This window comes from Aeromicrobium halocynthiae, assembly GCF_039531385.1.
GTDB lineage: Bacteria > Actinomycetota > Actinomycetes > Propionibacteriales > Nocardioidaceae > Aeromicrobium > Aeromicrobium halocynthiae.
This window is the reverse complement of the sequence record NZ_BAAAPY010000001.1, coordinates 155,096-169,383: the sequence shown is the minus strand read 5'-3', so window position 1 is coordinate 169,383 and position 14,288 is coordinate 155,096. Positions and strand designations below refer to the sequence as shown.

Here is a 14,288-nt window from a genome sequence, read left to right as displayed (position 1 = left end):
ATGCAGGTGCGTCGCGTCGGACACTCCGGACTCGAGGTGTCCCGGATCGGCCTCGGCACGATGGGCTTCGGCGTCTCGTCGGACGAGACGGCGTCCATCGACATCGTGCGCGCCTTCCTCGACGGCGGCGGGACGCTCGTCGACACCGCCCCGGTCTACGCCGAGGGCCGCGGGGAGGCGATGCTCGGCTCGGTCCTCGCCACGCTCGGCGTCCGGGACGACGTGGTCCTCGCCAGCAAGTGCGTCGTGGGCGTGCGCGACGGTCGTGTCGTGCAGGACGCCTCGCGCGGCATGCTGCTGCGCCAGCTCGACGCATCGCTCGAGGCGCTCGGCACCGACCACCTCGACCTGTGGCAGCTGCACGGCTGGGACGACCGCACCCCCTTGGAGGAGACGCTCTCCGCCCTCGAGATCGCGGTCACCTCCGGACGTGTCCGCTACGTTGGCACCTGCAACCTGCCGGGCTGGCTGACCGCCCTGACCCAGGCCACGTCGCTCGCCCGACCTGCAGGCACCGGCTTCGTCAGCGCCCAGGTCCAGTACTCCATGCTGGAGCGCTCTCCCGAGGCCGAGGTGGTCCCCGCCACCGAGCACCTCGGTCTGGGGCTGCTCGCGTGGTCCCCGCTCGCGCGGGGCGTCCTCACGGGCAAGTACCGCCACGGCACGCCGGCGGACTCCCGCGCCGCGAACCCGGCCTGGGCGGCGTACATGGACCCGTTCCTCGACGCCGAGTCCACGGCGGTGGTCGACGCGCTCCTGCGCGCGGCCGACGGGCTGGAGGTGGCGCCGGCGCACGTGGCCCTCGCGTGGCTGCGTGACCGCCCGACCGTGGCGTCGGCGCTCGTCGGGGTGCGGACGCCCGAGCAGATGACCGCACTGCTGGCCTCCGAGGACGTCACCCTGCCCCCTGAGATCATCGAGGCGCTCGACGACGTGTCGTCACCGGACGGATGGGAGAGCTGAGTGGTCGAGTACGAGTTCTGGAACCTCTCGATCGGGCGCGAGCAGTCCCGAGGCGCGGTCTGCCGCATGCTGACGCAGGCCGCCGAGTACCAGGGATGGGAGCTCGACCGCCTGCGCAAGGATGCCACGGGCAACCGCAGCGTCCGGCTGCGTCGCAAGATCATCCGCATGCGGCCCACCTACTGAGCCGGGCCGGTCGGCCTCAGGCCACCCGGGTGAGGGCCATCGCCAGGGCTGTCGTCACGAGCCCGACGTTCACTGCCACCGTGCAGCCGAAGACCCTGCGGAAGGGCTGCTTGACGGTCTTGTGCCGCAGGAGGCGACGTGCGGCTAGCCCGCCCGGCCACCCGCCCAGCAGGCCGAGCAGGTGCAGCGTGGACTCCGGCGTGCGTCGGGCTCCGGCACGTGCGGCGCGCTTGTCGGTGGCGTAGACCGCGAACGTCAACGGCGAGACCGCGACGAACGCCCCGATCCACCCGACGGCGACCCCGGCGAGGAGGGCCGCCGCGGTCGCGACGAGGAGGAACACGACGGTGAGCACCGCGGCCACCGGTGTTCCACCCGGCGCCGGTCGTGCCCGCGGTCCACGACCGACGTACCGCACGTCGACGGCGCAAGGACGCCCCTGCGCGTCCGTGTCGACGGTGTACGTGACCCGACGGCCGACCTCGGGGCGACGGCCCGACGGGAAGTCCGTCACGTGGACGAACAGGCGCCTCCCGTCGTCCGAGGCGACGAACCCGTAGCCACGTCTGTCGTCCCACGAGGCGATGGCGCCCGACAGACGCGCTGGCGCCATGGTCGGGTCCCGCCTCAGACGCGGCCGAGGAAGTCGTCGAAGACCCGCGCGCCGAAGGCCAGGGCGTCGACCGGGACCCGCTCGTCGACACCGTGGAAGAGCGCGGTGAAGTCGAGGTCGCCGGGCAGGCGCAACGGGGTGAATCCGTACGACGTGATCCCGAGCCGGTCCCACGCCTTGGCGTCGGTCCCGCCGGACATCAGGTACGGAGCGATGTGCGCCTCGGGGTCCTGGGAGTGCAGCGCGAGGGTCATCGCGTCGACGAGGTCGCCCTCGAAGGGGTACTCCAGCGCGACGTCGGTGATGTGGGGCTCGACGCTCACGTGGTCTCCGACGACGTCCTGGACGGCGGGCATGAAGGTCTCGCCGTGACCGGGCAGGTACCGGCCGTCCACGAACGCCACCGCCTCTCCGGGCACGACGTTGTGCTTGTAGCCGGCCTGCAGCATGGTCGCGTTGGTGGTGTTGCGCAGGCCCGAGCCGATCATGCGGATCGCCGGCCCCACGTGCGCGAGCACGGTGGCGGGGTCGGTGGAGGTCTCCCCCGTCAGCTCGCGGACCGTCTCCACGAGTCGCTGCATCGACGGGCCGGGGCTCTGCTCCCAGACGTGCTCGCCGAGCGCCACGAGCGCCGCGGCGAGGTGGGTGACCGCGTTGTCCGGCTGCGCCATCGACCCGTGGCCCGCGGTGCCGCGCGCGGTCAGGCGCATCCAGTTGATGCCCTTCTCACCGGACTCGATGAGGTACAGACGCTGGCCGCCGACCTCGACCGAGAAGCCACCGACCTCGCCGATCGCCTCCGTGCAGCCCTCCAGGAGGTCCGGGCGGTGATCGACGATCCAGTGCGCTCCCTGGCGACTGCCGGCCTCCTCGTCCGCGGTGAACGCGAGCGTGATGGGGCGGTCCGGGACGGCGCCCGCCCGCTGGCGCGCCCGCACCACCGACAGCAGCATCGCGTCGAAGTCCTTCATGTCGACCGCGCCACGACCCCACAGGTAGCCGTCGACGACCTCGCCGGCGAACGGGTCGACGCTCCAGTCGGCAGCCTGCGCGGGCACGACGTCGAGATGACCATGGACCAGCAGTCCGGGGCGCGAGGACGTCTGGTCGCCCCAGCGTGCGACGACGCTGGTGCGCCCGGTGGCAGCCTCGACGATCTCCGACTCGATGCCGACCTCGGCCAACGACGCCGCGACGTACTCGGCGGCCTTGCGCTCCCCCGGACCCGAGTCGTCCCCGAAGTTGGAGGTGTCGAGCCGGATCAGGTCGCGGCAGATCTCGAGGACCTCCGCATCGGGTGTGTAGGCCATGACGCGATCCTACGTGCGGAGCAAGCCGTCGATGACCCGCGAGAACAGCATGCGTCCGACGGCCCGCTCGGCACGGGCGAACGCCTTGGGCACGCCGGTCGTGTGCGCGACCTCCCGCCACTCCACGCGGCTGCCGAGGTCCAGGGGGGTGACGGTGACCTCGGCCCAGCCCGTCACGACGCGGCCCTGCTTCTCGAGCCGGAAGCGTCGGGGCGGGTCCCAGTCCACGATCCGCATCGGGTCGTCGAAGCCGAGCGGCCCGATGCCGGTGCGCGCCAAGATGCCGCCGTTCACGGCGTGGACCTTCGTCAGGGGGACGTGGTCGCCGTGGCGGGACCAGTCGGTCAGGCGGGTGAAGGCCTCCTCGGCCGTCAGGGGGACCTCGCGCACCACGCTGAACTCGCTCACGGCACGATGGTAGGCACCAGCACCGGAAGGGGCACGATGGCCACCACGCCGTTCACGTCGGTCGCCGACGTCAGGACCCGACTCGCCGACGTCGGCTACCTCGCGTCCGACGCCGTCGCCACCACCGTCTACCTCGCCAGCGAGCTCGGCAAGCCGTTGCTCGTCGAGGGTCCCGCGGGCGTCGGCAAGACCGACCTCTCGCGTGCCGTGGCCGAGGCCTCCGGCGCCGAGCTGGTGCGCCTGCAGTGCTACGAGGGCGTCGACGAGGCCCGCGCCCTGTACGAGTGGAACCACGCCAAGCAGCTCCTGCGCATCACGGCCGGTCGCGAGGAGACGTGGGACGAGGCGCGCAGCGACATCTTCAGCGAGGAGTTCCTGCTCCCCCGGCCCCTGCTGACGGCCATCCGACGCGACGGGCCCACGGTCCTGCTCGTCGACGAGACCGACAAGGCCGACGTCGAGATCGAGGGACTCCTGCTGGAGGTCCTCGGTGACTTCCAGGTGACCGTGCCCGAGCTGGGCACGATCCGCGCCACCACGCGTCCCTTCGTCGTCCTGACCTCGAACGCCACGCGGGAGCTGTCCGAGGCGCTGCGTCGACGTTGCCTCTACCTGCACGTGGACTTCCCCGACCCCGAGCTCGAGCAGCGCATCGTCGGCCTCAAGGTGCCGGAGCTCGACGCCAGCCTCGCGGACTCGGTCGTCCGGGTCGTCAATGCGCTGCGAGCGATGCCGCTGCGCAAGGCGCCATCGGTCTCGGAGACCATCGACTGGGCTCGCACCCTGCTCGCCCTCGGTGCCGACGTCCTCGACGACGAGGTGATGAGGGACAGCCTCGGTGTCATCCTCAAGCACGCCGACGACGCGGCGAAGGCCCGCCAGGGCCTCGACCTCGACTCCGTCCTGACGCCGTAGCGGACGTCCTGTGGACCATGCGCGTCAGGCCGAGCCGCTGACCGACCGCCTGGTCGGGCTGGTCGCTGCGCTGCGATCCAAGGGGGTGCCGGCCGGAACGAGCGAGACCGTCGACGCCGCACGCGTCGCCGCGGTGCTCGGCTTCGACGACCGGGAGCTGCTGCGCGAGGGCCTGGCGTCGGCTCTCGTCCGTCGCGGCGGCCAGCGCGAGGTCTTCGACATGACCTTCGACCTCTACTTCCCCGCGGGCGTCGGGACGCCCGAAGCCGCACGGGACGTCGACGACGACGTGTCCGTCGAGGACCTGCGCGACCTGCTCGCGATGGCGCTGGCCGAGGGTGACCTGCGCAGCCTCGAGCAGGTCGCGGAGGTGGCGGTCGACGCCCTGGGTCAGGTCGGCACCCCCGGGACGCAGACGGCCGGGTGGTCGGCCTTCCAGACGCTCGACCGCATCCAGCCCCAGACCACGCTCGTCTCCGCGATGTCGATGCGCAGTGGTGGAGGGGCTCCGGGCGGTGCGCCGGCGCACGACGTCACCTCACGCATCGAGCGCGACGAGGTCCGTCGTCTCATCGAGGCGTTCCGACAGATGGTGGCCGCCGAGGCCAGGCGCCGGACGTCGGAGGTGCGTGGGCGCGACGTCGTGACGCGTCACGCCGTGCGGTCCTCCTCCGACCAGGTCGACTTCCTGAGCGCGAACCGCAAGGAGCTCGAGGAGCTGCGCGCCGGGGTGCGTCCCCTGGCGCGCAAGCTCGCCACGCGGCTCGCCGCTCGTCGGCGTCGTGCGCGCAGGGGCCGCATCGACGTGCGCCGCACCATGCGTCGCGCCATGGGCACCGGGGGTGTCCCGCTGCGGCCGGTCTTCGAGCGCCCGAGGCCGTCGCGTCCCGAGCTCGTGCTCCTGTGCGACGTGAGCGGGTCCGTCGCCGGGTTCTCCGGCTTCACGATGCTGCTGGTGCGAGCCCTGAGCGACCAGTTCACCCGCATCCGCGTCTTCGCCTTCGTCAACGCGATGGCCGAGGTGACCGACATCGTCAAGGAGTCCGACGACCCCGCGCGCGCCATCGCGGACCGGGCGAGGGTCACGAAGTGGCACACGAGCAGCGACTACGGCGAGGCCTTCGGTGACTTCGCCGAGCACTTCCTCGACGCCGTCGGGCCGCGCACGAGCGTCCTCGTCCTCGGGGACGCACGCAACAACAACCTGTCGCCGAACCTCGAGGCCCTGCACCGCGTGGGCGAACGGGCCAAGCGGATCTTCTGGCTGAACCCCGAGCACGAGAACCGCTGGGGACTGGGCGACTCGATCGCACCGGAGTACGCCGAGGTGGTCCCGATGTACGAGTGCGCGACCGTCGAGCAGCTCTCGCGATTCGTCTCGCGCCTGCTGCCGGTCTGAGGTTCAGAAGCACTCGACCAGCGTGTCGGGGTGCGACGTGGCCCGATCCCCGCCACAGTGAGGCCGTACCCGCCCCCCGAACCCTCCCAGGAGGAATCATGCAGCTCGGTGCTTCCCTGTTCATGATCGCCGTCGGTGCGATCCTCGCCTTCGCCGTCGCCGACGCCATCAACGGCGTCGACCTCACCCTCGTCGGCTACATCCTCATCGGCGTCGGTGCCCTCGGTCTGCTGCTCTCGCTGTTCCTTGGCGGTTCGCGGCGCGGGCGCGACGATCTTCCTCCCCCTCGCTGATCGGTACCTGCCCGCCGACGAGCTCCTCCACGCCGCGAGCATTCTCGCGGTAGGTTGAGTTCCGCCTGTCCCACGAGTCACGGAGGTCATCACGATGTCGCTGGGTGCTTCGCTGTTCCTGCTCGCCTTCGGCGCGATCCTCGCCTACGCCGTCCAGGACGACGCGGTGTCGTGGATCGACCTGGGTGTCGTCGGGCTGATCCTCATGGCGGTCGGGGCGATCGGTCTCGTCCTGTCGCTGCTGCAGTCCTTCAACGCCTCGCGTCGCTGACGTCGCCTGCGCGGGCTCGGCGACGCCGACGGCTCTCTCGCATCTCGCGTCCGAACCGGCGCGCCAGGCGATCCTCCTCGGGCGTGTCCTTGACTCGGGTGGCCATGACCGCGCTGATCGACAGTGCGACGGCACCCGCCGCGAGACTCAGGTAGGACAGCACCTGACAGACGATGAAGAAGGCCGTGGCCGTGTCCGGGGGGCCGGAGGCGAACACCTCGACGAGGTTCCATCGCCGGACCGGGTCTCGCGCGTCGTCGGCGTAGCTCAAGGTGACGGCGGCTGCGACGATCGCGGGGCTCAGTCCGATCCACGTCGCCAGGCTGAGCGCCCAGACGCGCTCGAGGGCTCCCACGTGCCACATGGCGCGGGCGAAGGTCGTCAGGAGCCACCCCGCGAGACCGAACAGGTGGAGGAGCAGCAGGATCAGGCCGGCCATGAGGCCCATGAGCAGCGCGAGGAACGGGTCCTGCAGACCGGGAGACCCGTGGAGGGCCACGGAGACGGCGGTGGCGCAGGCCCACGCCGCAAGAATGTCCTTCCAGCCCGCGATCGCAGCGCGGCGCCGTCCCGACCAGAGGCTCCCGATCACCCTCCAGGCGATCGTCGTGCCCAAGACGATGGTCGCGACGGACACGACCAGGAAGCGGTCCTGCTGCATCGCCCCGCGGGCGACGACAGTGAGGCCGACGAAGGCGATCAGGACGACTCGGTCGGCCAGCACCCACCTGCGGTCATGACGTCGCCGACGTGCCCTGTCCGCTCGATCGGAGCGGACTCGTCCCCGGCGAGCCGATCTCGCCCGGGCTCGATGCCGGCGTCGCGCCAGCGTGGTCGCCCTCTTCCGTCCCCTCGCCACCACGCCATCATGCCTGGGCAGAGGTTCGAGGTGCAGGGGGTCGTCAGCTCAGGCCCTGACCCCCGGACCTGAGTCGTTCGCGCTTGGAGGTCCGCCGGGCCTCGGCGTGGAGGTCGTCAGCCGGGTGCTCGACGGCGCGCCGCGCCGCCGTCGCCGGCAGCAGGCCCTCGGAGAGGAAGCGCCGCATCAGCTCGACGCGGTCGAGGTCGGCGCACGTGAAGCGGCGGTAGCCGGCCTCGGTGAAGGCCGAGGGACCCAGCGTGAACCGCCGGTCCCAGGTGCGCAGCGACGACGTAGCCACACCCACGATCCGTGCGGCGTCGTCGATCGGCACGGCGATCGACGTGTCGTGTCCGTTGTCGGCATCGATGGCCGAGACCCCCCTCTCGTTGCCTCCTCGTGAGTCGACCATCCTCAACCTGCCTCGAGGACTCGTTGCTCGTCGGCAGCGGCGTACCACGCGTTGCGCTCGTCCATGGTCATGCCGCCCCACACGCCGTAGGGCTCGCGGACGGAGAGGGCGTGCTGCCTGCACTCCTGGATCACGGGGCACCCGCCGCACACGTCCTTGGCGGCGGCCTCGCGGTTGCGCTTGGCGGCGCCCCGCTCGGCATCGGGTGAGAAGAAGACGGCTGAGTTCATCCCGACGCATGCGCCGCGGTACTGCCACTCCCACACTTCCTGGCGGACGACTGGGAGCCTGCTGAGATTCGCCATGATTCCCCCTTCGGAGACGTTGGCACGAGGTGCGCCGAACTTGTTCAATAAGTACACCAGAACTTGTTCAACAAAGCAAGCACCTGAACAAGAATGCTGGGTGAAGGATCGTGCCGTCTCGTCCTTCCCTCTCGCGTTCCCGCTCGGTAGCGTACGAAACGGCATCGACGCGCTCGCGCGTCAGGAGCCGTCATCCCGCACAGACAGGTGGTTCCCATGTCCGAGGCCACCCTTCCCGCGAACGTCTGGCCAGCTTCACGATCCCTCGGCACGACTGAGCCCGTCGCCGGGACGCCCGGTGGGACGGACAAGGCCCCCAGCTGGCGAGAGCATGGGGGCCTTGCTGTGTCCGAGGGGGGACTTGAACCCCCACAGCCCTATCGGGCCACTAGCACCTCAAGCTAGCGCGTCTACCAATTCCGCCACCCGGACGAGGTGTCGTGCACCGCTGGCGCACGATCGGCAACTCTAGCAAAGCCTCGGACCGGATCCGAACCGGGTCGCCCTCACAGCAGCTGGACGAGCCCGTGGATGGTGATGCCCACGAGTGCGCCCACGACGGTGCCGTTGATGCGGATGAACTGCAGGTCACGGCCGACGTGCAGCTCGATGCGCTGCGCCGTCTCCTTGCCGTCCCACCGATTGACCGTCGCCGAGATGATGGTGGCGACCTCCGAGCCGTACCGGTCGACGACGTAGCCGGCCGCGTCGGCGGCCAGCCGGTCGACCGTCTCGGTCAGCTCGACGTCGGTCTGCAGCCGTTCGGCCGCTCGGTGCAGCTCGTCGAGCGCCCGCTGGCGGAGCAGGCCCTGCTCGTCCTCGAGCGACCCGATGAGGGCCCGGCGCAAGGCGTCCCAGATGGCGACGGACGTGCGCGCCACCTGTGGTCGCGTGAGGACCCGCTGCTTGAGCCGCTCCGCGCGCTGCTGGACCTCCGCGTCGTGCTGGAGGTCGTCGGCGAGGTCGACGAGCAGGCGGTCGAGCGCCCGTCGGGCGCGGTGCTCGGGGTCGTCGCGGATCTCCCGGACCCAGGCGAGTGCCTCGGCGTGCAGGCGGAGCGCCACGCGCTCGTCCACCCACTGGGGCGTCCACCACGGGGCGCGGTCCGTGACGAGGGCGTTGACCTCGTCGGCGTTGCGGACCAACCACGCGTCCAGCTCGTCGAGCGTCAGGTCCACCAGCCCCACGTGCGCTCCCTCGCCGACGACCTCCGCCAACGCCTGACCGGCTGCGGGGCTCAGGGGCTCCTCGAGGAGCCTCGGGATGATGGACTCCGTGACGACGGCACTCACGTCGTCGGGTCGGACTCGAGCGAGGGCGCGCGCTGCCATGCGCGACCCCTCCTCGACGGCCCGTCGGGCGTGGCGCTCGTCGGACAGCCAGGCACCGAGGCGGGTCGCGAGCCCGGCGACCAGGATGCGTTCGCGCACCACGTCCGAACGCAGGAAGTTCTCCGTCACGAACTCCTGCAGGCTCGCCCCGAGCGTCTCCTTGCGTCGAGGGATGATCGCGGTGTGCGGGATCGGCAGCCCGAGGGGGTGCCGGAAGAGGGCGGTGACGGCGAACCAGTCGGCGATCGCGCCGATCATGCCGGCCTCGGCCCCGGCGTTCACGTAGCCGAGCCATCCGTCCTGCTCGTGCGTGAGCACGAAGATCACGGCGGCGACGAGCAGCAGGGACAGCGCCACGAGCCGCATCCGCCGGAGCCGCCGACGGCGGTCGGCATCGGCCTCGGTGTCGCCGATGCTGAGGCCCGAGGGGAGGTTCGTCGCTGTCGTCACGCGCGAAGCCTAGTCAGGGGCCGGCATCGGCGGGCGTGCGTACACTCCCAGCATGCTGGAGGAGCAGGTGCGGTCCCCCGGGCGCCGTGTGCTCGGCGTCGAGGTGCTCATCGTCCTGGGACTGTCCCTCGGACAGTCGGCCGTCTACGCGATCGTGCGGCTCGTCGACCTGCTGAGCCGCGGACCGCTGCGGGAAGCGACAGCCACGCTGAACCCGACCCGCAGCGAGCGACCCTGGTTCGACCTGACGTACCAGCTGATGGGCATCGGCTTCGCCCTCGTGCCCGTGGCCCTCGCCCTCTACCTGCTCTGGCGCGACGACCCCCGCCTCGTGCGACGCCTGGGACTGACCACCGCCTCCCCCGTCCGTGCCGTGGCCGAGGGCTTCGTCCTCGCCGCCCTGATCGGTCTGCCGGGCATCGCCTTCTACCTCGTCGGCCGCGAGCTCGGCGTGACCGCCGAGATCCTTACCGTGCCTGCGAACGTGTACTGGTGGACCACCGTCGTGCTGGTCCTCGCGGCGGTGCAGAACGCGCTGCTCGAGGAGGTGGTCATGGTCGGCTACCTCTTCACGCGTCTCACGCAGATGGGCTGGGGACGGTGGCAGGTCGTCGTCGCCAGCGCGACGCTGAGAGGCAGCTACCACCTGTACCAAGGCATCGGGCAGGGCGTCGGCAACTTCCTGATGGGGCTGATCTTCGGCTGGTGGTACCTGCGGACCGGCCGTGTCCTGCCCCTCGTCATCGCCCACACCGTGCTCGACGTGTTCGCCTTCGTGGGGATGCTCTACCTGGGCGAGCAGCTGGGCCTGCGCTGAGGCGCGGCCGCCTCCGGGCGCCCACCGCCGCGCGGCCGTGACCACCTAGACTGACCGGGCCGTGAAGCTCTCCTTCGACCCCGCCCTGCCGATCTCCGAGCGGCACGACGAGATCCTCGAGACGATCCGCGACCACCAGGTCGTCGTGATCGCCGGCGAGACAGGGTCGGGCAAGACCACCCAGCTGCCCAAGATCGCGCTCGAGACCGGCGCCACCCGGATCGCCCACACCCAGCCGCGACGCATCGCCGCCCGGTCCGTCGCGCGCCGGATCGCCGACGAGTGCGAGGTCGAGCTGGGAGCAGAGGTCGGGTACGCGGTCCGCTTCGACGACCGCTCCACCGCCGAGACGGCCGTCCGGCTCGTCACCGACGGCCTGCTCCTCGCCGAGATCAACCACGACCCCGAGCTGCGGCGCTACGACTGCATCATCATCGACGAGGCCCACGAACGCACTCTCTCCATCGACTTCCTGCTCGGCTACCTCAAGCGGCTCCTCCCCCGCCGCCCCGACCTGAAGCTCGTCATCACGTCGGCCACCATCGACGTCGAACGCTTCGGTGCCATGTTCGACGCCCCGGTGATCGAGGTCAGTGGACGCACCTACCCCGTCGAGGTCCGCTACCGACCGCCGGTCGACGACGACGGCATGCACGACGCGATCGTCGCTGCCGTCGACGAGCTCCCTCGTGAGGGCGACATCCTCGTCTTCCTCTCCGGGGAGCGGGAGATCCGCGACGCCGCCGACCTCCTCACCGCCCGCAGGCTGCCGCGCACCGAGATCCTCCCTCTCTACGGGCGACTGTCCGCGCAGGACCAGCAGAAGATCTTCAGCGGCCACGGCGGTCGCCGGATCGTGCTCGCCACCAACGTCGCGGAGACGTCGCTGACGGTGCCCGGGATCCGCTACGTCATCGACACCGGCTACGCCCGCATCTCCCGCTACAGCCAGCGACTGAAGGTCCAGCGGCTGCCGATCGAGCCGATCTCGCAGGCCAGCGCCGCGCAGCGTGCCGGCCGCTGCGGACGGGTCGCCGACGGCATCTGCATCCGGCTCTACGAGGAGGAGGACCACGACGGTCGCCCCGAGTTCACCGACCCGGAGATCCTTCGCACGAACCTCGCCTCCGTCCTGCTGCAGATGGCGGCGCAGGACCTCGGCAGCATCGACGACTTCCCGTTCCTCGACCCGCCGGACTCACGGGCCGTCAGCGACGGCCTCACCCTCCTGCGCGAGCTGGGGGCACTCGCCGAGAACGAGTCCCGGGGCCGTCGCCGCGGGGCCGGCGCCTCCGGTGGGGCCTCGGGCGAGCGCCTCACCCGGCTGGGTCGGACGATGGCGAGCCTCCCCCTCGACCCCCGCATGGCGCGCATGCTGCTCGCCGCGGACCGCCACGACTGCCTCGCCGACGTGTTGGTGATCGTCTCGGCCCTGTCCATCCAGGACCCGAGGGAACGACCGCTGGAGCAGCAGGCCGCGGCCGACGCCAAGCATGCCCGCTTCCGCCAGCCCGACTCGGACTTCCTGTCCTACCTGAGCCTGTGGACCTACCTGCGCGACAGGCGCCAGGAGCTCTCCGGCAACGCCTTCCGCAGGCTCTGCCGCGAGGAGTTCCTGCACTACCTGCGCGTTCGCGAGTGGCAGGACATCCACGCCCAGCTGCGGCGCACCGTCCGCGAGCTCGGGATGAAGCCCGGTGAGGTCGGCGCCGACCCCGCCGACGTCCATCGGGCGCTTCTCACGGGTCTGCTGTCGCACGTCGGTCTGCGCGAGGGCGACGGCAAGGAGTTCCTCGGTGCGCGTGGCGCTCGCTTCATGGTCTTTCCCGGCTCCGGTCTTGCGAAGAAGCCGCCGCGGTTCGTCGTGGCCGGAGAGCTCGTGGAGACGTCACGGCTGTGGGCGCGCGACGTCGCGAAGGTCGAGCCGGAGTGGATCGAGAAGGCCGCCTCCCACCTGGTCAAGCGGCAGTACGCCGAACCCCACTGGTCGGCCAGGCGCGGTGCCGCGATGGCGCGCGAGCGCGTCACCCTCTACGGCGTGCCGCTCGTCGCCGACCGGCTCGTGCCGCTGTCCCGCACCGATCCGCACCTCGCCCGGGAGCTGTTCATCCGCCACGCCCTCGTCGACGGCGAGTGGCGGACGCAGCACCGCTTCTGGCACCGCAACGCCGAGCTGGTCGCGGAGGCCGAGCAGGTCGAGGAGCGGGTCAGGCGCCGAGGACTGCGGGTCGACGACGAGGCGCTGTTCGACTTCTACGACGCCCGCGTGCCCGCCGACGTCGTCTCGGTGCGCCACTTCGACGCGTGGTGGAAGAAGGTCCGGCGCGAGCACCCGGACCTGCTGACCTTCGACGACGACCTCCTGCGGATCGACGTCGACGACCTGGAGCAGGACTTCCCGACGGCGTGGCGGTCCGAGAGCGCGGAGTACGACGTCAGCTACGCCTTCGAGCCCGGCAGCGACAGCGACGGGGTCATCGTCGACGTCCCCCTCGACGACCTCCTCGGCCTCGACCCGCGCGAGTTCGTCTGGAACGTGCCGGGCCACCGCCTCGAGCTCGTCACCGAGCTGCTGCGGACCCTGCCCAAGCCCCTGCGACGACAGCTCGTGCCCGCCCCGCAGCACGCGGCCGAGATCCTGCAGGACATGGACCCCGGGGCCACGGACCTGACCGCCGAGCTCGTGCGGCAGATCCGTCACCGGGTCGGGGCCGAGGTCACCGAGGACGTCCTCGACCTCACGGCGGTGCCCGACCACCTGCGGGTCGTCTTCAGGGTCCTCGACGACGGAACGGAGCTCGCTCGCGGTCGCGACCTCGACGCTCTGCGCGAACGGCTCGAACCCCAGCTGCGACGCGACCTCGAGAACGTCGCGCGGAGCCAGGAGCGCACCGGCATCACGACCTGGGACGTCGGCACGCTCGAGCCGGTCCTGCGCGCCGGTCGCGTCGACGGCTTCCCCGCGCTCGTCGACGAGGACGGGTCCGTCGCGCTGCGGGTGCTGGACTCCCCCGCCGAGCAGGCCGCAGCGATGATCCGCGGCCAGGCCCGGCTGCTGTCGCTCACCCTGCCCACGACGACGCCGCGACTCGGCAAGGCGCTCGACCTGAAGCAGAAGCTCACGTTGTCCGCCGCGCCGTACCGCGACCCCGCCGCCGTGCTCGACGACGCGCGACTCGCTGCCCTCGACCACCTGGTCGCCGAGCACGGCACGGCGTGGGACGAGCAGGACTTCACCGTCCTGCGTGACCTCGTCCGCCCTGACGTGCACGACGTCACCGAGTCGATCGTCCGCGACGTCCTCCGTGCGGTGGAGACCCTCGCCAAGGTCCCGACGGACTCGACGACGAGGGCCCCGCAGGACGTGGTCGAGGACGTCCGGGTGCAGCTGTCCTGGTTGGTCTTCGACGGTTTCGTCCGGGAGCTCGGGCGGGTGCAGCTGCGCCGGCTCCCGATCTACCTGCAGGCTGCCGCGCGTCGGCTCCAGACGCCGAAAGCGCCGTCGTCGCACGACATCGCCGACCTCGAGGCGGAGTTCCACGAGCGCACTGCCGCGTGCTCACGGTGGCGTCGTCTCGCGCCCGACGTCCAGCAGGTGCGGTGGGCCTTCGAGGAGCTGCGCGTCAGTCGCTACGCCCAGAACCTCGGCACCGCGCACCCGGTGTCGATGAAGCGGGTCCGCCGGATGCTCGACGAGCTGGTCGTCTGAACACGAGGGCCCGCGACCGAACCGGTCGCGGGCCCTCGTGACAGCAG

The 14,288-nt window shown here is 71.2% G+C and carries 15 protein-coding genes and 1 tRNA gene; 8 read left to right on the top strand and 8 right to left on the bottom strand.

Features of this window, described 5'->3' with window-relative positions:
* Both ABD213_RS00755 and ABD213_RS00750 read left to right on the top strand, forming a co-directional pair.
* Positions 1-963 carry an aldo/keto reductase gene (locus ABD213_RS00755; RefSeq protein WP_344323127.1) on the top strand — a complete coding sequence of 321 codons (963 nt, stop codon included), beginning with the start codon at positions 1-3 and terminating at the stop codon, positions 961-963.
* On the top strand, positions 964-1,149 hold the full coding sequence (locus ABD213_RS00750; protein ID WP_344323124.1) for a DUF5703 family protein: 186 nt from the start codon (positions 964-966) through the stop codon (positions 1,147-1,149).
* Between the two features lie 16 nt (positions 1,150-1,165).
* Here the strand turns inward: ABD213_RS00750 and ABD213_RS00745 are convergent, their stop codons facing one another.
* Genes ABD213_RS00745 through ABD213_RS00735 form a run of 3 tightly spaced genes read right to left on the bottom strand, consistent with a single transcriptional unit; the run spans position 1,166 to position 3,480 of the window.
* Entirely contained in the window at positions 1,166-1,762 is a 597-nt protein-coding gene (locus tag ABD213_RS00745; protein WP_344323122.1) for a DUF1294 domain-containing protein, read from the bottom strand.
* A gap of 14 nt (positions 1,763-1,776) precedes the next feature.
* Positions 1,777-3,072, bottom strand: a complete 1,296-nt coding sequence (locus ABD213_RS00740) for a M20/M25/M40 family metallo-hydrolase (RefSeq protein WP_344323120.1) — start codon at positions 3,070-3,072, stop codon at positions 1,777-1,779.
* 9 nt (positions 3,073-3,081) lie between these two features.
* Positions 3,082-3,480: an SRPBCC family protein gene (locus ABD213_RS00735; RefSeq protein WP_344323118.1), complete on the bottom strand. Its 399-nt coding sequence runs from the start codon at positions 3,478-3,480 to the stop codon at positions 3,082-3,084.
* Between the two features lie 36 nt (positions 3,481-3,516).
* Between ABD213_RS00735 and ABD213_RS00730 the strand changes: the two genes are divergently transcribed.
* The 4 genes from ABD213_RS00730 to ABD213_RS00715 all read left to right on the top strand — a co-directional run bounded on the left by ABD213_RS00730 (position 3,517) and on the right by ABD213_RS00715 (position 6,358).
* Positions 3,517-4,395 (top strand): AAA family ATPase, encoded by an 879-nt coding sequence (locus ABD213_RS00730; protein ID WP_344323115.1) that lies wholly within the window; start codon positions 3,517-3,519, stop codon positions 4,393-4,395.
* Between the two features lie 10 nt (positions 4,396-4,405).
* Positions 4,406-5,794: a VWA domain-containing protein gene (locus tag ABD213_RS00725; protein ID WP_344323112.1), complete on the top strand. Its 1,389-nt coding sequence runs from the start codon at positions 4,406-4,408 to the stop codon at positions 5,792-5,794.
* 98 nt (positions 5,795-5,892) lie between these two features.
* Positions 5,893-6,087: a DUF6458 family protein gene (locus ABD213_RS00720; RefSeq protein WP_344323110.1), complete on the top strand. Its 195-nt coding sequence runs from the start codon at positions 5,893-5,895 to the stop codon at positions 6,085-6,087.
* Positions 6,088-6,181: 94 nt separating this feature from the next.
* Positions 6,182-6,358: a DUF6458 family protein gene (locus tag ABD213_RS00715; RefSeq protein ID WP_344323107.1), complete on the top strand. Its 177-nt coding sequence runs from the start codon at positions 6,182-6,184 to the stop codon at positions 6,356-6,358.
* Here the strand turns inward: ABD213_RS00715 and ABD213_RS00710 are convergent.
* The 5 genes from ABD213_RS00710 to ABD213_RS00690 all read right to left on the bottom strand — a co-directional run bounded on the left by ABD213_RS00710 (position 6,339) and on the right by ABD213_RS00690 (position 9,715).
* Positions 6,339-7,082 carry a hypothetical protein gene (locus ABD213_RS00710; RefSeq protein ID WP_344323105.1) on the bottom strand — a complete coding sequence of 248 codons (744 nt, stop codon included), beginning with the start codon at positions 7,080-7,082 and terminating at the stop codon, positions 6,339-6,341. The two genes, ABD213_RS00715 and ABD213_RS00710, sit on opposite strands and share 20 nt — an antisense overlap.
* 178 nt (positions 7,083-7,260) lie before the next feature.
* On the bottom strand, positions 7,261-7,629 hold the full coding sequence (locus tag ABD213_RS00705; protein ID WP_344323102.1) for a MerR family transcriptional regulator: 369 nt from the start codon (positions 7,627-7,629) through the stop codon (positions 7,261-7,263).
* A gap of 2 nt (positions 7,630-7,631) precedes the next feature.
* Positions 7,632-7,934, bottom strand: a complete 303-nt coding sequence (locus ABD213_RS00700; RefSeq protein ID WP_344323099.1) for a WhiB family transcriptional regulator — start codon at positions 7,932-7,934, stop codon at positions 7,632-7,634.
* Positions 7,935-8,280: 346 nt separating this feature from the next.
* A tRNA-Leu gene (locus ABD213_RS00695) sits at positions 8,281-8,366 on the bottom strand.
* Positions 8,367-8,440: 74 nt separating this feature from the next.
* A complete protein-coding gene (locus ABD213_RS00690) occupies positions 8,441-9,715 on the bottom strand; it encodes a DUF445 domain-containing protein (RefSeq protein ID WP_344323097.1) in 1,275 nt (424 codons plus the stop codon).
* 52 nt (positions 9,716-9,767) lie between these two features.
* Here ABD213_RS00690 and ABD213_RS00685 point away from each other — a divergent pair, with 52 nt between their 5' ends.
* Entirely contained in the window at positions 9,768-10,532 is a 765-nt protein-coding gene (locus tag ABD213_RS00685; RefSeq protein WP_344323095.1) for a CPBP family intramembrane glutamic endopeptidase, read from the top strand.
* Positions 10,533-10,593: 61 nt separating this feature from the next.
* Positions 10,594-14,241, top strand: a complete 3,648-nt coding sequence (gene hrpA / locus ABD213_RS00680; protein WP_344323093.1) for an ATP-dependent RNA helicase HrpA — start codon at positions 10,594-10,596, stop codon at positions 14,239-14,241.
* The last annotated feature ends 47 nt before the right edge of the window (positions 14,242-14,288 follow it).